Raw genomic sequence first — 19,903 nt, 5'->3', positions numbered from 1 at the left:
TTGATCCTATCTGCTTATGGCTGATACGGCCCGCCGGTTTCGCCCCAACCCCATTTTGGCATAGGTTCACCTTCGGTAATAGGGTTGTCGTCAGTTTGCGAATTCAGCACGGCAAGTCGGCTGCCCCATTCCAGGTAGCCAACCAGCGCCGACCGAAACTCCGGGTCGCTGGGTAAACCCACCTCATCGGCGCTGTCGAGTAGCAACGCCATCCACCGTTTGCGCTGGGGCTCGGTGAGGTGTTTTCCGATATGATGCTCCACCATGTGTGTATGGCTGCCACCGTCGGCTTCGGTATAGCGCGGAGGGCCACCGAAAACTTCACCAATGAAGTGAGCCACGTGCCGGGCGTGCTCAGTCGACATGTGGCTAAACACCGGAGCCAGCAGTTCATCCTGCGCGACTTTAGCGTAAAAATGGGCCGTTAGCTCTTCAAGGCGGTCATTTTCACCAGCCCAGGCATAGAGTGTAGGAATCGTTTTCCCGTTCATCGTATCGAGTGGTTTATTGGCTGATTACCCGGCGGCAAAGAACACCCGTTTTACGCGCTCGCTGATGCCGGTTAAAACTTCATAAGGAATTGTCCCCATACGCTGCGACAGGTGGGTGACGGGTACATTAGGACCGAAGATTTCGACAAAATCGCCCTCGCTGGCGGGAGCATGGGTCACGTCGATCATGGTCATGTCCATGCAAACGCTGCCAACGGTGGGGCACAGTACGCCGTTGACCCACACCTCCCCTACACCATTGCCAAGGCGGCGGTCGTAGCCGTCGGCGTAGCCCAGTGCCAATGTGGCAATGCGTGAATCGTGGTCGAGTACGCCGCGCCGGCTGTAGCCAACGGTTTCGCCAGCCGGAACGATCTTAATCTGGCTGATGGTGGTGGTTAACGTACCCACAGGGCGCAGGAGCGACGGCTCGGTCTGGCTGCTTTCAACGCCATACAGGCCAATGCCTAACCGAACCATATCAAGCTTAAAGTCAGGAAACCGCACGATGCCCGCTGAATTGAGCAGGTGCCGCACAGGACGGTAGCCGATACCCGCCTCGAGCACCGTTGCCGCCCGACAGAACGTATCGTACTGCTGTTGCGAAAAGGCGTTGAACTGCGCGTCATCGGCCCCGGCCAGGTGGCTAAACAAGGTGGCGATCTGCACGGCCGGGTGAGCTTTCAGGTACGTGACCACCGTGGGAATTTCGGCTTCCAGGAAACCCAGCCGATGCATGCCGGTATCGATCTTCAGGTGGCAGGGCACCGGCGAATCCGGGGTGGCCTGCTCAATAAAACTGCCCCATTCGTGGAGCAGGCGCAGGCTGTACATCTCCGGTTCGAGCGCATGATCGAGCAATGTCTGAAATGCCTCGGGCGAGGGGTTCATCACCATGATTGGCAACGTAATGCCCTGCTGACGCAGAAAAACGCCCTCGTCAGCGTAGGCCACGGCCAGCCAGTCGACCCGGTGAAACTGGAGTAACCGCGCCACTTCGGCGCTGCCACTCCCGTAGGCAAACGCTTTCACCATCACCATGATTTTTGTCTGGCTGCCAACCCGCTCGCGGTATTGGTTCAGGTTATGCGTGAGCGCGTCCAGATCAATTTGCAGCACCGTACCGTGTACTTTCTGCTGCAACCGGTCTACGATGCGCTCGAACCCGAAGGCACGGGCACCCTTGATGAGCACCACACTGTTCCGAAATTCGATGCCCGCCTGGGCTGGGTACGTACGCAGAAACGTGTCGGTATCGGGGTAGAACAGGCTGTTTTGGGCAAAATAGCCCCTGTTGCGGCTAATGACTGGCCCAATGCCAATGACCTGCGATACACCCTGCTCGGTGAGTAACTGTCCGATGAACTGGTACAGGTCAGTTTCGTTCTGCCCCGATTGCAGTACGTCGGACAGGATAACGGTCTTATGCGTGCGGTTTCCCTGCTGCTTCTGGAAATCGAGAGCCAGCCGCAAGCCGGCCACGTCGTTATTATACGAATCGTCGATCAGCACGCAGTTGTTGATTCCCTCTTTCAGCTCGAGCCGCATAGACACCGCCCGCAGCCGGGCCAGCCGGCGGTTAAGCTCAGTCTCGTCGGTAATACCCAGCGTGAGCATCGTAACGATACAGTGCGTCAGGTTTTCAACGGAAGCGGGGTCGGTGAAAGGCATGCGCAGTGACCAGCGTTTGTTGTCGGCTCCACTGATGGTGAGTGCATCGCCCTGAACGGCCACCCGGTACAGCTTGTCGAGGCCCGCCGGACTAGCCGCCTCCTGGCCTTGCCGCGACCAGCCGACCAGTTTGCAGCCAGGATTTACGGCCGTCAGGAGCATACTGATTTCGTCGGCGACCTCGTCCTGATCCAGCGAGTACACCAGCGTGTCGGCCCCTACGAATAACCGGAGCTTCTCGGCTATTTTCTGCTTTCTGGTTTTAAAGCCTTCGTCGTGCGCCGTACCGATATTGGTAAAAATGCCGATCGTTGGTTTGATAATGGCCTCAAGCGCCGCCATTTCGTGGGGTCGTGAAATACCCGCTTCAAAAATAGCCAGCGTGTGGGTGCTATTAAGCTGACGCACTGACAACGGCACGCCGAGCTGCGAATTATAGCTTTTAGGGCTACGGGCTACCACGTACCCGGCCGACCCGGTACCCGCCTGACTGACCGGGCCGGTCAGCAGTTGGGCCAGCCATTCTTTGACAATGGTTTTGCCGTTGCTGCCCGTAATGCCGATCACCGGCACTGAAAACGTCGCCCGATGTGCCGCCGCCTGTGCCTGCATAAAGGCAACCGTGCCAGGTACGGTAATAAACTCAGCGTCAATGAACTGTTCCTGCCCGGGAACGGGCTGTTCAATGACAAATTGCCGGACACCCTGCCGGTACAGTTCGCCGATATAGGCATGCCCGTCGTGGTGATCGCCGCGAATGGCGAAGAACACACTTTGTGCGGGCACCATCACCTGTCGCGAGTCGGTGAGCCAGAAGTCGTTTAATTGATGCACAATGAAGAAAAGATAAACGGTACGCAACGTACCTCAAAATAAGGCCTTCCCGAGCCATTAATCAGTAGTTAAGCCACTTTCTTTAGTTGGCCACGCTACATCCAGCCGCGCCGCTTAAAGTAAATCACCATGCCGCTTCCCAATAACAGCATTGCCCCGAGCGTCCAGAAATACCCGTAACGGGTGTGCAACTCGGGCATATTGTCGAAATTCATGCCGTATACCCCCACAATGAATGTTAGGGGCATGAAAATGGCCGAAAAGATGGTCAGCGTTTTCATCACCGAGTTCATCCGGTTGCTGTTGGTCGACAGGTACACATCGAGCAGGCCGGGGATGAGTTCCCGGTAGGCGTCTAGCGTTTCTACAACCTGGTTGATGTGGTCGGCCAGGTCGCGCAGAAACGGCATAGTAGTCGACTGAATCAGCGGTGATTCTTCCCGCATCAGCACGCCCAGCACATCGCGCAGGGGCTGTACGTAGCGGCGCATCAGGTTCATTTCCCGTTTCAGGGCGTACAGGCGCGCCAGTGTATCGCGCCCGGCTACGTCGCGGATAATGCGGTCTTCGACGTCATCCAGCTTTTCGGCCATGCCTTCCATCACCACAAAATAGTGATCAATAATCAGGTCCATCGTGGCATAAAGCAGGTAATCGGCCCCATTGCGACGGGTCTTTCCCGCTGATGCCTTAATGCGGTCGATCACCGGCTCAAAAATATCGGCCTTGCGCTCTTCCTGAAACGTAATTAGAAAATTGGCACCCAGCACCATGCACACGTGTTCGGCGTCTATTTCCTGGGTACGGTTATTATGGTGCAGCATTTTCAGGGTAACAAACACGACTTCCGAACTCACCTTGCTGCCTTCATAAAGGTCAATTTTAGGTTTCTGCTCCGTGTTCATCACGTCCTCCAGTAACAGGGGGTGAAGTCGAAACTGCGTGCCCATTGCCCCTACCACCGCCGCTTCATGAATCCCGTCTACGTCGAGCCAAAGCACATGCGGATTCTGGCCAGTTGGTAACTGACAGGCACTCAGCTTGCCCGACTCGTCGATCTTAAACTCGTCTGCATTGTATTCGATCCGCCTGACCTTGGTTGCATGCGCAATTTCCCGCCCCACGTAGGTCAGCGTGCCCGGCGACGTACCCACCGGTTTTTTCGATACTTTATAACGATGTCGTGCCACTAGTTTTCTGCTTAAACCTTCTTCGGTCAATTACGTCAAAACGCAACCAAGCCGTTCAATGTAGCTGTCAATTTCTGTCTTTACCAACACTCAACCCTGGTCGATGCCAAAACTACCATGTTATGAAACGCTACCTGCTTCCGCTCCTCCTTACTGTTACCCTGCTCCAGGCGTGCAGCAGTGGTAAAACGGCCTACCGGCGCGGCGATTATGCCGAAGCCGTTCAAAAAGCCAGTCGTCGGCTCAATCAGAAACCGGGACTGAGCCGACGCGGTCACGAACTGGCAACGGAGGTTATTCAGCGGGCCTTCGTCGAGGGTTACCAGGCCCATCAGTCGGCCATTCAGAAGCTGACGGTGCAGTCGGCTGCTCCGTTTCGGTGGGAAACTGTTTTCGACAAGTACAACACGTTGCAGACCATGACCGCCGATGCCCGTAAAGCTGCACCCACAGCTACCTGGCTGGCAACGTACCCCGCCGATTACGCCCGGCAATTGGCCGAAACCCGCCAGTTGGCCGCCGATGAACGTTATGCACTGGCCGACGACGCTTATGCGCATTACCAGACTAACCGGATGGCTGCCCGCGATGCCTACGAGCAGTACCAGAAAGCACTATCCTGGGTGCCCAATTACCGCGATGCGGCTCAGCGGTCGCTGGAAACGTTGCCCTACGCCCTGTTACGGGTAGCCGTGGAGCCGCCAAAACTCACTCCGCAGCTTGACCCATCGGAGACGGCCGAATTAGGAAACCTATTGTTCAGCAACCTCCAGGGGTCGAATAAGCCATCGACCTACGTCCACCTCTTCAATCCAAATCAGGTCGAAACCGGGATCGATGGACGGCTTCGGTTATACGACGGTTTCCCGATCGATGAGGTCGTGCAGTTGGCGGTAAGCCGGTATGTTCCTTACTACGAGCAGACGATCTCGACAACCCAGGAAGTTGAAAGCGACAAGCTGTATAAAGTAGGGACAAAGCGGATCAACGATTCGACGGTGGTGGATGTGCTGGAGAAAGTAAAGGGAAAAGTGACCCGCTACACGTATTCCATCGACGCTAATATGGCCGTAGACAGCCGGTCAGTTAACCTGCAAACGGGCCAACTGGTGTGGACTGACACCGACCAGACCAGCGCAAACTGGACCGTTCAGTGGGAAACGTTCAAAGGCGACGACCGCGCCCTCAACGGCCGCACACTGCTAACAGCCACGGGCACACCACCATCGCGCCGTGATCTACTGAATAGCCTGACCAGCGATATGGGTCGTGCCGTGCTGGGTACGTTGCACCGACGGTACAAAAAGCGGTAGATTAGCCGCATGACTACCAACGCCCTTGCTCATCTGCAGACAGACCCTGTTCTGGCGCAGATCATTGCCGAAACGCCTATCATCAAACCCGCCGTCAGCTTTGCCGACGTACCTGAGGCCGACCGGCTCTACCTGGCTTTGCTGGAAAGTATTGTGTCGCAGCAGATTTCAGTTAAGGCAGCGGATGCCATTTTTCGACGATTCAGGATGCTTTTCAGCGAGACGGCCGATGCGGAAGGCTACCCCTCGCCTGCTCAGCTGCTGCTGAAAACGACCGATGAGCTACGCGCTGCCGGATTGTCTTTTCAGAAGATAAAATACCTGCAAAGTGTAGCCGAATTTGCCCTTGCCAACCCGCTTACCGTTGCACACGTAGCCAACATGACCGACGAGGCCGTGGTACAATACCTGCTGCCCATCAAAGGCGTTGGCCGGTGGACAGTTGAAATGCTGCTGATGTTTGTCTTGGACCGACCCGACGTATTTCCCGTCGACGACCTGGTAATTCGTCAGAAAATGATTCGCGCCTATGGCCTGACCGAAACGGGGAAACCGCTCTATCGCCGCCTTCAGGAAATTGCCGTGCCCTGGCAACCCTACCGCACGCTCGCCTGCCGGTACTTATGGCGCTGGAAACCCGTCGTTACAGTTTCTTGACCTTAAACGCCACCGTAGTCTCTACCTTCAAAAGCGCCTGAATGCCATCGGGTCGAATGGCGATGATCTGGGGGACAAACTGAAACGTGAGAATGTCCAGGTCGTTCTTTTTACCTGCTTTCGCTTTTTCAAAGGCCGTATCAATCAGGGTAGGTAGCTTATCAATTTGCTGCCTGATGGGGAACTTCAGGGCTTTGGCCAGGGTATCATTGAGCCGGTCGTGCAGCAGCCAGTCGGCGGTAGATAACAGGCGTTCTTCTGTTTCCACGTCAAAGTCGATGTTCTTTACCAGCAGCGTGTGCGTCAGCGTGTCGTAGGCGGGCTGGCCCCGGAAGAACAAAGTGCCTTTAACAGCCCCGCCTACATCGGCCCGGATGATTACGGCGTGTTGCCCACCGTAAACGGTCGTTTTATTAATGGTCAGCAGGCCACCGGCCAACTCCAGCTTACGGCCTTTGAGTTGCTTGGCCAGAATCCGGTTAATGTCATCGTAAGAGATGAAATTCATCACGCGCAGATCGGTGACTTGCTTGATGTGCTTGTCGCGCCTAATGGTGGGCAGGGTGCGGTTCAGAGCTATTTTAGGGCGTGGACCAATCACGGTCTTCGTGTAGAAAGCCACCCGAATTGGTACAGTCAGCGTTTTCTCGTCGCCCGTCACTTCACCAACCGCCACGCTGAATGGCGTGGGTACCAGCCAGAGGGAGTCAGGCTTTTTGGCCAGTACTAGCGGTTTTTGCAGGTCAAGCCAAACCGGTTTAACCTGCTTATCGAGGCGTAGCCCTTCATAAACAGCCTCATCGATGGCTTTCTCAATTTCAGGCCGCCGTTTCTGAATGACGCTCTCGGCCAGGTTAGCAAACGGAATGTTGATGCCCAGCACCCGCACTTTCGGCGGCTTTATCCAGGTGTGTTTTACCAGGCTGACCCGGGTAGTGAGCCGCCAGTCGGAAGCGACCTGAAGAGGACTTTGAAAATCAACTAACAGTGCACACAATGCTTCTTTAGCGTGGTTTTTCTTCCGTAATCGAATTGGATTATCGAGCCAGATCTCCAGCGGAGCCGAGAAGGTCACTTTGTGATTGACATAGCGGATTCTGATCCGCCCGGTGCGCCGTACGCGCATATTGAAGCTGGCCCCTTTTTGCCCCTTCATCGTTTCGGGGCTAACGATCTCCGTCTTGATCGAGGCGTTGATCTTGTCTTCGAGGCTCTTAATCTGAAAAGTAATTGGTCCGGCTAGAAACGAAAACGCTTCCGGTATGGGCGGGTCAAATCCTTCGGCCGTTGGGGCTTTCGGCTTTACTTTTTGGCAGGCTGTAGCCCAGCACAGCGCGAGTAAGGTGACTAGTATGTATGTATAACGTGGGGGGATCATATGGGCAACAAACGAGCAGACGCCCCCGAAGGTTTGTTTATGTTAGCGTACACTTGGCAACCGAATGTTGCGTTGCGTAGCTACCTGATTGTCAGACGCGCAGCCACAACCTTTGCCGCAGCCCGCCTCTTTAACCGAAAACCGTTTGTATACCCGCCAGCCCAGATAACCAAGCGCCAAAGCGAATAACACGAAGACCAGGATCGTTTGCATGAGAACAGGTTGTCGTTTTCTGTTTGATGGTTGTCGTTTGAGGTTGCGCCGCTAACCAATGAAATGGATAATGAGCAGCGCAACCTCAAACGACAAACATCAAACATCAACCCATCCGTTCCGTTGGGCCAGTCGGGCGATGTGCTGATAGTGGTGTTCGCCATGCCAGGCATACAGGGCCAGCACGTCGGCAACACTGTAGGTTTGCTGGTTACCCGGGTGCAGGTACGTTCGCTCGAATTGACCGGGGGTTAGCCGGATCAGGCAATAGACCCAGCGCAGATGCAGGCTGGTGAGCAGGGACAGCGACGGGGCAATGGGCAGAGCTGAGTCGGCGAACATGGCCCACTCCTGCTCTTCGTAAGGGCTGATGCGCGGGTTTGTTTCGGTTAGGGCCAACCGGGTACGTATATACGCATTCATGTGGCTATCGGCTACGTGATGCACTACCTGCCTGACCGTCCAGCCGTCGGGACGGTAGGGCGTGTCGAGCCGCACGTCAGGCCAGGTTTGTACCAATTCGGCTAGTTTTTGCGGGTATGCGGCAATTGCGGCAAGGTTAGCCCGCTGCTGTTCGGGCGTATAGGTCTGGGGGACGGGCATAGGCCCAATCGGGTAGCGGAGGTCGTCAGGATTTGACATGTGGAGTGGGTTTTGACAAATCTAGCCTGAACTTTTCGACCACGAAAACCTTTTTTGACGGTAGACAACAAACAAAACCGGGTTACAGACCACTACGGAATCGCCCGCCAACAACCGATTAGAATGAACTGGAACAAACTGACCAACGCCGCTCAACTCGACGAAATAAAGGCCGAATCGGCTACTCAGCCTGTGCTGATTTTCAAACACAGCACTACCTGCTCGATCAGTTCGATGGCACTCAGCCGGATGGAGCGCAACTGGTCTGAGGCGTCGGGCATTAAGCCGTATTACCTTGATTTGCTGGCTAACCGGCCCTTGTCTGGTCAGGTTGCCGACACGTTCGCTGTCACGCACCAGTCGCCTCAGGTATTACTGATCCAGGATGGAAAGTGTGTGTATGATGCATCGCATATGAGTATTTCATTTCAGGCTCTGACCCAGGCAGTGTAATCAATTTTAGCCTTACAGCAGCCTTTAAGCAGCCACTTCAACCTGGAGTGGCTGCTTTTTTTTGACAGTCGCAGGTACGTTAATGCCCATCTCCCGCTTACTGCAACGATCGGCTCACTTTACTAATTTTTATCTCTAATCAATTACCTATCAATATATTACCTCTTTACTTCAATAAGATACTTGGGCTTATCTGCAAACAACCGAAGTATTTTTCTATTTTTAACAACCTTAATCGGTACCAGGTTAGGGTATCATAGATCAACGTTGAATGAATTTGAATCTCCCCTGGGAGCAACCTCTCCCGCCAAACGCACTTCCTAAAACGCCAACCGGCATTACCGGACTCGACGAAATTACTTCTGGCGGCCTTCCCAAAGGCCGGCCTACGCTCATTTGTGGTAGTGCCGGTTGTGGAAAGACCCTCTTCTCTATGGAGTTTATTGTTAGGGGGGCACTTCAGTATGGTGAACCTGGCGTTTTTGTCGCTTTTGAGGAAAAAACGGAAGAACTGGCATTGAACGTAGCCTCCTTAGGCTTTGATCTCCACCAACTTCAAAAAGATAAACTGGTTAAGCTCGACCACGTTCGCATTGAACGGAGCGAAATAGAAGAAACCGGCGAGTATGATCTCGATGGCCTGTTTATCCGCCTGGGCTACGCCATTGATAGCATTGGGGCCAAGCGCGTGGTGCTGGATACCATCGAAAACCTGTTCTCGGGGCTAAATAATCAGGCGATTCTACGGGCAGAGCTTCGGCGGCTGTTTGAATGGCTCAAAGAGAAAAAGGTAACCACAATCATTACCGGTGAACGCGGCGACGGCTCACTGACTCGGCAGGGATTGGAAGAATACGTTTCCGACTGTGTTATTCTGCTCGACCATCGGGTCGATAACCAGATTTCGACCCGCCTGCTCCGTATTGTCAAATACCGGGGATCAGTACACGGCACTAACGAATATCCGTTCCTGATCGACGCCGAAGGGATATCTGTGCTGCCTGTTACCTCGCTCACACTCGACCATAATGTATCGTCGGAACGCATTTCATCGGGCATTCCGGCGCTCGACAAGATGCTCGATAGTAAAGGCTATTACCGGGGCAGCAGCATTTTGGTCTCGGGAACAGCCGGAACCGGGAAAACCAGCATTGCTGCTTGCTTTGTCAACAGTGCCTGCGTGCAGAAAAAGCGTTGCTTATACCTGGCTTTCGAAGAGTCGCCCCAGCAGATTGTCCGCAACATGAAGTCGATTGGCCTTGATCTACAAGCGCACATCGACAACGGGTTGCTCACCTTCAACGCGTCGCGGCCAACCCTGAACGGCCTGGAGATGCACCTCATCGCCATTCATAAGTTGATCCGGAAAATACAACCGGAGGTAGTTGTGCTTGACCCGATCACCAACCTGATCACGGTGGGCTCGATGAGCGAAGTAAAATCGATGTTGATTCGCCTCATCGATTTTTTACAGACCCAACAGATTACCGTTTTGTTTACCGCGCTAACTCGCAATACGGTCGTACAGGAGCAAGCCGACGAAGGCGTTGCGTCGTTGGTTGATGCCTGGCTGCTGGTCAGGGATATTGAGTCGAACGGCGAACGTAACCGGGGGCTATACCTGATGAAATCGCGCGGGATGCGGCATTCCAATCAGGTACGTGAATTTGTCATTACCGACCGTGGCGTCGATCTTGTCGACGTGTATCTGGGTCCTGAAGGTGTACTGACCGGGTCTGCCCGCGAAGCCCAGGAGTTACAACAAGTTACGGGCGTAGCCCTGCGCGATCACGCGCTGACGCGCAAAGACCGGGAAATTGAGCGCAAACGGCTCGTCCTTGAGTCAAAAATTGCCAGTCTGAAAGAGGAGTTCGAATCGGTGCAGGATGAGCTGAATAAAAGTTACATAGAAGAAGAACTGCGGAAAGAAATTTTCGAAAAGAATCGGGATCAGCTTACCCGAAGCAGACAAAAGGAAGAATAACCAGTTAAGTCTATATAGGCGGTTCATCAGCCCCTCCTGGGCCGTTACTCAACGAGTTGTTTTCGTTAGTGAAACAACAGACAATAGTAGTCAGCAGACTTAGTGCAACACACCATCACTCAACATTATGGTTACTGAAGATAAAGAAACAATATGGGAGCTTAGGCTCTATATAGCCGGCAATACGCCTAAATCGAATCTGGCCCTCGCCAATCTAAGAAGGTATTGCGAAGCAAACCTAAAGGATAATTACGTCATCGAAATAATTGACTTGCTGGTTCATCCCCAATTGGCAGAAGGCGACCAGATACTGGCCGTTCCAACGCTGGTAAAAAAAGTACCCGAACCAATTCGAAAAATAATTGGTGATTTATCAAACGAAGAAAAAGTACTGGTTGGCCTGAACATCCGTCCGGCCACGAAGTAAGATGATTGAGCCACACCCAAACGACGACGATAATTCAGCTACTGGAGGACAGGATGACAAACAAATGCCCTACCAATTGAGCTTGTTTGTTGCGGGAGCTTCTATTAATTCTATACGCGCCATTACCAATCTGAAACAACTTTGCGAAACATACCTGGCAGGTCGCTACAACCTGGAGATCATTGATATCCATCAACAGAGAATTTTCGCAGAACAACAGCAAATCATTGCGTTACCCTTGCTTATCAAGCACCGGCCATTGCCCGAACGGCGGATGATTGGCGACATGTCAGATACGGAAAGGGTACTCAAAGGCTTGGGATTATTAGATCAATCTACATGAGTGAGGTACAGACCTACGAGGGACTTCTGGCCGAAAACGAACGCCTGCGCATTCAATTGGATGAAGCCACCGAGACCATACAGGCCATCAGAACGGGGCAAATTGATGCCCTGGTAGTAGAAGGGGAAGAAGGCCACGAATTGTATACGCTTAAAACGGCCGATACTACCTACCGGGTTATTATCGAAACAATGAACGAAGGTGCCGTCACACTTGGTGCGGGGGGGCTGATCGTTTACTGTAATTCTACCTTTGCCGTGCTGGTAGACATGCCGCTGTCGCAGGTAATTGGGTTACCCTTTTATCAATTTGTAACGCCCGATTGTTTGCCGCTCTGCTATGAACTGTTTACTGAGGGACGGATCGACAATCGGAAGGCCGAACTTCTACTGATCGATAGCCGGGGTAACCTGGTTCCCTGTCTGTTGTCAGTTACAGAATTGAAACTGGATGAGGGTACGTCTCTCTCGGTAATTATCACTGATCTGACGATCCAGAAAGAAACCCAGCAGCTTCTACGGTTAAATAATGACCGTCTCGAGAAGTCGAACACAGCCCTGGAAATCAGCAACAATGCCTTAAACCTGTCGAATGATAACCTGCAGCAATTTGCGTATGTAGCCAGTCATGATCTACAGGAACCGCTACGCAAAATTCAGTCATTCGGTGATCTGCTCAAGACCAACTACGGGCCGGAGTTAGGTGATGCGGGCGTCGACATGATCAATCGCATGGGTGCTGCCGCCACGCGTATGTCGATGCTTATTAAAGACTTGCTCAACTACTCCCGCCTGACCACGCAGCAAGTCCCCTTCAGCCCGATTGATCTGACGCTGCTGGTAACCGATATTCTCGACGATCTGTCTATCTCCGTGTCAGAGTCGAATGCGGTGGTCGAGTTTGGTGAATTGCCAGTTGTACAAGGTGATGCAGGCCAGCTTCACCAGCTTTTTCTGAACCTTCTTTCCAATGCGCTCAAGTTCCACCCGGTCGACATAGCGCCGCGCATTCAGGTGGTAGCCCGTACTCTGAAAGCGTCGGACATCCCGGTAACGGCCTTGTCCGCCCCATCGGAAACCAACCCTGATCGCCTGTTCCACGAGATCAGCGTGACCGACAACGGCATTGGCTTCGAGGAGAAATACCTTGACCGCATTTTTCAGGTATTTCAGCGCCTGCATGGTAAAACACATTACCCCGGCTCCGGCGTCGGCCTGGCTATCTGTAGAAAAGTCGTACTGAACCATCGCGGTGGACTGACAGCCAGAAGCCAGTCGGGGGAAGGGGCCACGTTTATCGTGTATTTACCGGCGTAAACCCAGTCAGCTTGCAGAGAGTGATGACCGGCACTTTTACCCGGTCTTTTGCTGTATGCCCGTACCGTATCAGGGAGTAGCTAATCCAGTCCATCAACGCTGACAGCTGGTTAAATTACTTAGGGTAAACCCTAAAATGTGTACAGATTATACAACTTGCTCCATAAAATTACCCTTCCCTTAAAAGCTTGCGTAAATAGGTAAATCCTGGTGTTTCTTTGGACCATGTTATAACAATAACTGGTTTTATTTTAACAAAATAAATACCTGACTTATCACCTCTACCTATTTACCATGAAAACTCAGTTACCACGCAGCACAGGCGCAGTAGCAGCGATTCTGTTGTTACTCACCCTATCGCTATGGCCCGGAATGGCTGACGCGCAGGATCGGCGTGTAACCGGAAAAGTCAGCTCCGGAAAAGACAAGCAAGGGATTCCAGGAGTTACCATTCTGGTAAAAAATTCACAGCTAGGCACGACAACGGATGCAGATGGCAATTACGCACTTTCTGTGCCGCCGAATGCTACGCTGGTATTCAGTGCCATTGGTTTTGCAGGAAACACAATAAGTGTTGGTAATCAAACGCAACTGAATGTAACCCTTCAGGAGGCTGACCAGAACCTGAGCGAAGTGGTGGTTACGGCCTTGGGTATTAAGAAAGAAGCGAAGACCCTTGGCTACGCTACTGCCGTCGTCAATCCCGAACAGATCACCACAAACCGAACGGTGAACTTTGTAAACGCCTTGCAGGGGAAAATTGCCGGGGTGAACATTACCAGTCTCGGAACGGGGGCAGCCGGTACGGCCAAAATTCGGATTCGGGGCCAATCATCATTTTCAGGACAGAACAACCCACTCATCGTCATTAACGGCGTCCCGGTCGATAATACCAACTTTGGTCAGAATAACGGTAACGCTGGCGGCGACAACTCGATCAGTAACCGCGACCGCAACTACTCGGATGGCGGCGATGGTCTTTCCAGTATCAATCCTGACGACATTGAAGGCATGACCGTGCTGAAAGGCGGTACAGCGGCGGCCTTGTATGGCTCACGCGCTAAAGACGGCGCTATTCTGATCACCACAAAAACCAGAGGCACCTCGGGTGGGATTGGCGTTGTCTACAATACCAACTTCACTACTGACCATCCGCTCGATTTCACCGACTACCAGTACGAGTACGGACAGGGTGAATATGGCGTAAAACCAACAGCGGCCAATCCAACATCAGGCGTATGGAGTTTCGGCGAAAAATTTACTCCTGGCGCAACCCAGGTGCTGTTTGGCGGTATTACGGTCCCCTATCAGCCTGTTCGCAACCGGATCAACACCTTCTACCGCGACGGCAGCACCTGGACCAACTCTATTGCGCTTTCATCCGGCAATGAGCAGGGTGGCTTTAACCTGTCGCTGTCTAATCTGGACAACAAGGGAATTACACCCAATAACACGTTCAACCGTCGGACAATCAACCTTGGTTTCAGCTATAACCTGTCGCCGAAGCTGACCGTTTCGGGTTCGCTAAACTACTCGAACGAGTTGAACAAAAACCCACCCCAGATTGCCCAGCAGGATAACAGTACGCCAACAGTGGTTTACACGCTGGCTAATTCCATGCCGTTCGACGTACTGGAAGCCAACCAGATCAACCCCGCAACGGGTAATGAGTTTGTGTTCTCCCGGTTTATGAACAGGACGAATCCGTATTTCGTGATGAACAACAAGTTCGAGAACATCCGGCGCGACCGGCTGCTGGGGAACATCACGGCCCGCTATAACCTCACTGACTGGCTCTACGTCCAGGGACGTATCGGGCAGGACTTCTGGTCTCGTGATCAGGACTACAACTTCCCGACTGGCCAGGCCTCATTGGCGGCAGCACCAGCCGGTTTTGTCAACGGGGCCTACGTCCAGGAAGCCCGCCGGTTCCGTGAGTTGAATAGCGACTTTCTGGTTGGAGGAAACCGTCGGTTTGGCAAAGTTGGCATCAATATTACGGCTGGCGGCAACCAACTCTATCGCCGCAGCGACCTGAACAGTGTGCTCGCCACCGACTTCATCGTTCGTGGCTTGTATGTGCCTCAGAATGGTCGCGTAAAAGACCCGACCTATGGCCTGAGCGAACGGCGGGTTAATTCGCTCTACGGGGCGGCCGAACTTTCGTATAACGATTTCCTATACCTAAACGTCACGGCGCGCAATGACTGGTTTTCGACCCTGGCACCGGCCAATCGGAGCATTTTGTACCCTTCGGTAACCGGCAGCTTCGTGTTCTCACAGGCGTTCGACAACATGCCGGGCTGGCTGAATTTCGGAAAACTTCGTGCTGCCTATGCGCAGGTGGGTAGTGACGGCGACGTAACCCCCTACTCGAATAACCTGTTTTATGCAGTAAGCGCCAACCTGTTTCCGAATCCCTCAGGAACTGGTCAACCGGTTGGGTTTATTACCTCAAATACGGTACCGAGCACCACGCTGCGACCAAGCACCACCGCTGAAGCAGAAGTAGGTCTTGAATTGAAACTGTTCAATAACCGCGTAGGTCTCGACCTGACGTACTACAATAAAGTCACCAGCGACCAGATCGTATCAGCGCAGGCATCAGATGCATCGGGGTATACCAACACACTGATCAACAATGGGCAAAGCCGCAACCGGGGTATTGAAGTCCTGCTCAACCTTTCACCGGTACGTACCCGCAACTTCAACTGGGATATTACCCTGAACGGATCATACAACGAAACCAAGTTGTTGAAACTGCTCACCGACGACGATGGATCGCCCGAGAAGGACTACAATAAAGACAAGTTACCCGAAGCAATCGTGGTGGGTACCGGCGTGTTCGTGGGTGAACTGCGCCAGGTAGTTGGCCAGCCTCTGGGCCAGCTCTACACATTCGGTTATCAGCGTAACGCGGCGGGCCAGATCGTTCATGGCGGCGATGGTCTGCCACTACGGACCGCCTCGCCGATTTCGTTTGGCTCTGCGTTGCCAAAATATGTGGGCGGTATCACCAACACCTTTAACTACAAAGGCATCAACCTTTCGTTTCTGATCGATTTCAAACTGGGCGGCAAAATGATGTCGGGTACCAACCTGAATTTATTCCGTCATGGGCTTCAGATGGAAACGCTGGTTGGCCGGGGTGACGCCGACCAGAAAATGGTGGGGGCTGGCGTGAACGAACGGGGAGAACCAAACACCGTTCGGGCGTTTGTGCAGGATTACTACTCTGTTGGCCGGTCGAGAAGCCTCGGTGAGCAGGTAATGTATGACGCCGGTTTCTGGAAACTACGACAGATCTCAGTGGGCTACGATTTCACTAAAATGCTGCCAAAGACCCTGTTCATCAAAAGTGTTCGCCTGAGCGCCGTGGCAAACAACGTAGCCGTTCTGAAAAAGTGGGTACCCAATATCGACCCTGAGCAGTTCGGCTTCAGTTCGGACAACCTCGTTGGTCTTGAAGCAACGGGCATCCCAATCAGCCGCAGCATTGGGTTTAACCTAAATGTTAAGTTTTGATAATCGACTTTCCCATGAAAAATAAACTTATCCTTCTTACCCTGTCGGCGCTGGCAATCAGCATCAGCAGTTGCGACAAGGGTTTCGACGAACTGAACGTCAATCCTACAGCGGCCACGGCACTCAATCCGGTATTCACCTTTAATAATTCTATCGTAAATACATCATTCCCAGCGTCTACGTTGGTGTTTGAGCTCCCCATCGTCCAACAGATGTTCTCACCGAACTCAGGCGTGCTGGCGGGTGGTAATTTCAACGTCGATAACCGGGGAACAACCGGCCCCAATGCAGGCATCTGGCAGCGGTATTACCGCGATAATATTCGCTATCTGGTTGACGTGCTCAGCCAAACCAAGGCCGACCCAACCAGAGCCAACCTCTACAACATGGTTCGCATATGGAAGGCTTATTCGTTTATGGTTCTGACCGATACGTATGGCGATGTGCCCTACTCGGAGGCTGGACTTGGGTATATTGGTGGGAATGTGGCCCCAAAGTATGACGCTCAGGAAAGCATCTACACCGACATTATTAAGGAACTGACCGAAGCCTCGGCGGCGCTTGATCCTGCCAAACCGACTGAAGCTGGTGAAATCGCCTACGGTGGCAACGTACCCAAATGGAAACGATTCGGCTATTCGGTGCTGCTGCGCGCAGGAATGCGGCTGTCCAAAGTGAACCCAACCCTGGCCCAGGCAACGGTTCAGAAAGCCGTTGCCGGTGGCGTGTTTCAGTCGAATGCGGACAATGCTGTGATTCGGAACGATGCCAATTACCAAAATCCGCTGGGTGCAACGCTCAACTCAACGGAAGCGGCCAACCTATACCTGACCGGCTATTTTGTTGATTACCTCAAATCGACAGCGGACCCACGGCTCGGCTCGATTGCAGCTCGCTACGTTGGCGCAAAAAGTGGTCCGGAGCAAACACTGGCACGTATAAACCGCGACCCTGCTGTGCAGATCGGTATGCCGCTTGGTTTCGATAACGGTACCATTCCTGCCCGTGCGGCCGCCGATAAACTAGCAAGTTTTTACGATTATAGCCAACTCGATCGGACCCGAATGGGGAAATTAACAGCCCCAACGTACCTGGTGACCTACGCCCAGACACAACTGCTACTTGCCGAAGCAGTTGTTCGGGGTTGGACAACGGGGAATGCAGCCGATTACTACAACGCAGGCGTTACGGCACACATGCAGCAACTAGGCGACTACGATGCAACATCGCTTGTTTCGCAACCTGCCATTACGGCCTATTTAGCGGCTAACCCCTACGTGGCGGCTAAGGGACTAGAGCTGATCAACACGCAGTACTGGATTGCTTCTTTCCTGAATGGCCCAGAAACATTTGCCAATCTGCGGCGAAGCGGATTTCCAAAACTTACCCCTAATCCGTACCCTGGTAAGGAAATTAAAGGCAGTTTCATTAACCGCCTAACGTACCCGGATCTCGAAATTTCGGTCAATAAAGCCAAGGTAGACGAAGCCATATCCCGCCAGGGGGCTGACAACCTCGACACCCGCGTTTGGTGGGATAAGCAATAGTTGGTTTGGTAGTTGGCCTCACAGAAGTCCCGTCATAATGGCGGGACTTTTTTTATGGCCTTTTCTCACCTCAACCAGCAGGCATGACTAAGCACGCCCGATAGCCATTTCTTTCAAACATCGACTAAGATTGATCCAGCTTGGCGCCAGGGATTTTCCATCTCTGACTCCTTGTATGATCTGGCTGGTGAATGAGCCCTGTTAACGGGGCCGCTGACGAAAGAAAGAGAACAATCGGCAGTCTAAATGGGTAAAACGAGCATCAACAACTCAACAGCATGGCACTAACAGACACGTACCTGATCGATGGCTCGAACCGCCGCTGGTTCCTGAAGCAATCATCGGCACTAACGGGCCTTCTTCTCCTGCCGCCGTTGGTGGCAAAACCGGCTCCTCAACCTCAGCAATCAGCTATGAGCGCAGCAGACACCAAACGCCCGATCACGCTGAAGATAAATCGCAAAACCTATAAGCTCGACGTAGAACCGCGCGAAACGTTACTCGACCTGATGCGCGAACGACTCGACCTGACGGGCACCAAAAAAGGCTGCGACCACGGTCAGTGCGGGGCCTGTACGGTGCACGTGAACGGTCGGCAGGCTAACGCCTGCCTTATGCTGGCGGTAATGCATCAGAACCAAGAAATAACGACAATTGAGGGCGTGGCCCCCTCAAAAACCCAGTTGCACCCGCTCCAGGCGGCCTTTGTAAAGCACGATGGCTATCAGTGCGGTTTCTGCACGCCCGGTCAGATCATGTCGGGTGTTGCCATTTTGCGGCAGGGACATGCCACCTCGCCCGATGAGATCAGGGAATGGATGAGCGGAAATATATGCCGCTGCGGTGCCTATAGCGGCATCGTCGAGGCTATTGAGTCGGTACAGAAAGAAGGAAAAAACGTATGAACGCATTCGATTATGTGCAGGCCAATCAGCCAGCCGATGCCCTCCGCCTGATCGGAGCTGCTCCCGCCAGCCGTTTTATTGCGGGCGGCACTAACCTGGTCGACCTCATGAAATACGAGGTAGAGCAACCAGGTACGTTGGTCGATATCAGTCGGTTAGCGCTAACCCGGATTGAGAAAACAGCCACTGGTCTTCGCATTGGCGCGCTGGCAACCAACAGCGATGTAGCCGCTAATGCGCTGGTCAAGAGCCAGTTTCCACTGCTGGCCGAAGCATTGCTGGCCGGTGCGTCGCCACAACTCCGCAACATGGCCACGATGGGCGGCAACCTGCTGCAACGTACCCGTTGCAATTACTTTTACGACACGAGCCAGCCCTGCAACAAACGGGCACCCGGTAGTGGTTGTGGGGCCATTGGTGGCTACAACCGTATCCATGCTATTCTGGGAGCCAGTCCGAGCTGCATCGCCACCAATCCGAGCGATATGAATGTGGCCCTGAGTGCCCTCGACGCTGTGGTTCAGATCAGCGGCCCAAACGGCAATCGGTCGGTGCCGGTGGTCGACTTTCATCGCCTGCCCGGTACCACCCCCCAAAAAGACACAATACTGGAGCCCAACGAGCTGATTACGGCCATTGACTTACCCACTCCGAAAAATGCGGGCAAGTCGCACTACCTGAAGGTGCGCGACCGGGCGTCGTATGCCTTTGCTATCGTGTCGGTGGCGGCCCGCCTGGCGGTTGAGGGCGGCGTTATTCGTGAGGCCCGACTGGCTCTGGGCGGCGTGGCTCATAAACCCTGGCGACTCGCCGAGGTTGAGAAGCAGTTGGTTGGCAAACCGGCGAATGACGCAACGTTTCAGGCAGCAGCAACGCAGCTGCTGGCCGGCGCACAGCCTCATGAGCATAACGCCTTCAAAGTAAAACTGGCCCAATCAGCTATCGTCAGAGCGCTACAGACAGTCACGGCATAAACGGTTTTTCAGGCAGCGATTTACAGTTCGGCTGCACAGG

Annotated in this window: 17 protein-coding genes; 11 read left to right on the top strand and 6 right to left on the bottom strand. The window is 53.4% G+C overall.

Features of this window, described 5'->3' with window-relative positions:
• Positions 1-14: 14 nt before the first annotated feature.
• From F7231_RS18630 to corA, 3 genes are all read right to left on the bottom strand, one after another.
• Positions 15-491, bottom strand: a complete 477-nt coding sequence (locus tag F7231_RS18630; protein ID WP_166693036.1) for a group II truncated hemoglobin — start codon at positions 489-491, stop codon at positions 15-17.
• A 24-nt stretch (positions 492-515) separates the two neighbouring features.
• Positions 516-2,996, bottom strand: coding sequence for a bifunctional UDP-N-acetylmuramoyl-tripeptide:D-alanyl-D-alanine ligase/alanine racemase (locus F7231_RS18625; RefSeq protein WP_310589348.1), 2,481 nt, complete (start codon positions 2,994-2,996; stop codon positions 516-518).
• A gap of 95 nt (positions 2,997-3,091) precedes the next feature.
• Positions 3,092-4,186: a magnesium/cobalt transporter CorA gene (gene corA / locus F7231_RS18620; protein WP_085414126.1), complete on the bottom strand. Its 1,095-nt coding sequence runs from the start codon at positions 4,184-4,186 to the stop codon at positions 3,092-3,094.
• 122 nt (positions 4,187-4,308) lie between these two features.
• Between corA and F7231_RS18615 the strand changes: the two genes are divergently transcribed.
• Together F7231_RS18615 and F7231_RS18610 are read left to right on the top strand one after the other, a co-directional pair.
• On the top strand, positions 4,309-5,499 hold the full coding sequence (locus F7231_RS18615; RefSeq protein WP_166693035.1) for a hypothetical protein: 1,191 nt from the start codon (positions 4,309-4,311) through the stop codon (positions 5,497-5,499).
• A gap of 9 nt (positions 5,500-5,508) precedes the next feature.
• Positions 5,509-6,156, top strand: coding sequence for a DNA-3-methyladenine glycosylase family protein (locus F7231_RS18610; RefSeq protein WP_166693034.1), 648 nt, complete (start codon positions 5,509-5,511; stop codon positions 6,154-6,156).
• Here the strand turns inward: F7231_RS18610 and F7231_RS18605 are convergent.
• The 3 genes from F7231_RS18605 to F7231_RS18595 form a co-directional block, all read right to left on the bottom strand.
• Positions 6,143-7,534: a DUF4403 family protein gene (locus F7231_RS18605; protein ID WP_166693033.1), complete on the bottom strand. Its 1,392-nt coding sequence runs from the start codon at positions 7,532-7,534 to the stop codon at positions 6,143-6,145. The two genes, F7231_RS18610 and F7231_RS18605, sit on opposite strands and share 14 nt — an antisense overlap.
• Positions 7,535-7,576: 42 nt before the next feature.
• Positions 7,577-7,747 (bottom strand): FeoB-associated Cys-rich membrane protein, encoded by a 171-nt coding sequence (locus tag F7231_RS18600; RefSeq protein ID WP_166693032.1) that lies wholly within the window; start codon positions 7,745-7,747, stop codon positions 7,577-7,579.
• A 99-nt stretch (positions 7,748-7,846) separates the two neighbouring features.
• A complete protein-coding gene (locus tag F7231_RS18595; RefSeq protein ID WP_166693031.1) occupies positions 7,847-8,389 on the bottom strand; it encodes a YfiT family bacillithiol transferase in 543 nt (180 codons plus the stop codon).
• 123 nt (positions 8,390-8,512) lie between these two features.
• Between F7231_RS18595 and ytxJ the strand changes: the two genes are divergently transcribed.
• From ytxJ to F7231_RS18550, 9 genes are all read left to right on the top strand, one after another.
• Positions 8,513-8,842: a bacillithiol system redox-active protein YtxJ gene (gene ytxJ, locus F7231_RS18590; RefSeq protein ID WP_166693030.1), complete on the top strand. Its 330-nt coding sequence runs from the start codon at positions 8,513-8,515 to the stop codon at positions 8,840-8,842.
• A 271-nt stretch (positions 8,843-9,113) separates the two neighbouring features.
• The gene (gene kaiC / locus F7231_RS18585; RefSeq protein WP_085414133.1) at positions 9,114-10,826 is read left to right on the top strand and encodes a circadian clock protein KaiC; all 1,713 of its coding nucleotides are present in this window, start codon (positions 9,114-9,116) and stop codon (positions 10,824-10,826) included.
• A gap of 127 nt (positions 10,827-10,953) precedes the next feature.
• Entirely contained in the window at positions 10,954-11,253 is a 300-nt protein-coding gene (locus F7231_RS18580) for a circadian clock KaiB family protein (RefSeq protein WP_085414134.1), read from the top strand.
• A gap of 1 nt (position 11,254) precedes the next feature.
• Positions 11,255-11,596, top strand: coding sequence for a circadian clock KaiB family protein (locus F7231_RS18575; protein ID WP_229364941.1), 342 nt, complete (start codon positions 11,255-11,257; stop codon positions 11,594-11,596).
• On the top strand, positions 11,593-12,912 hold the full coding sequence (locus F7231_RS18570) for a sensor histidine kinase (protein ID WP_085414135.1): 1,320 nt from the start codon (positions 11,593-11,595) through the stop codon (positions 12,910-12,912). The genes F7231_RS18575 and F7231_RS18570 overlap by 4 nt, the downstream gene beginning before the upstream one ends.
• 294 nt (positions 12,913-13,206) lie before the next feature.
• Entirely contained in the window at positions 13,207-16,437 is a 3,231-nt protein-coding gene (locus F7231_RS18565) for a SusC/RagA family TonB-linked outer membrane protein (protein ID WP_166693029.1), read from the top strand.
• Between the two features lie 14 nt (positions 16,438-16,451).
• Positions 16,452-17,984 (top strand): SusD/RagB family nutrient-binding outer membrane lipoprotein, encoded by a 1,533-nt coding sequence (locus F7231_RS18560; RefSeq protein WP_166693028.1) that lies wholly within the window; start codon positions 16,452-16,454, stop codon positions 17,982-17,984.
• Positions 17,985-18,262: 278 nt separating this feature from the next.
• On the top strand, positions 18,263-18,889 hold the full coding sequence (locus tag F7231_RS18555) for a (2Fe-2S)-binding protein (protein ID WP_085414138.1): 627 nt from the start codon (positions 18,263-18,265) through the stop codon (positions 18,887-18,889).
• Positions 18,886-19,863, top strand: a complete 978-nt coding sequence (locus F7231_RS18550; protein WP_166693027.1) for an FAD binding domain-containing protein — start codon at positions 18,886-18,888, stop codon at positions 19,861-19,863. Before F7231_RS18555 ends, F7231_RS18550 begins: the two co-directional genes overlap by 4 nt.
• The last annotated feature ends 40 nt before the right edge of the window (positions 19,864-19,903 follow it).

It is taken from the genome of Fibrivirga algicola (genome assembly GCF_011742925.1).
GTDB classification, from domain to species: Bacteria; Bacteroidota; Bacteroidia; order Cytophagales; family Spirosomataceae; genus Fibrella; species Fibrella algicola.
The sequence above is the reverse complement of the archived record's forward strand: the minus strand, read 5'-3'. Positions and strand labels throughout refer to the sequence as shown.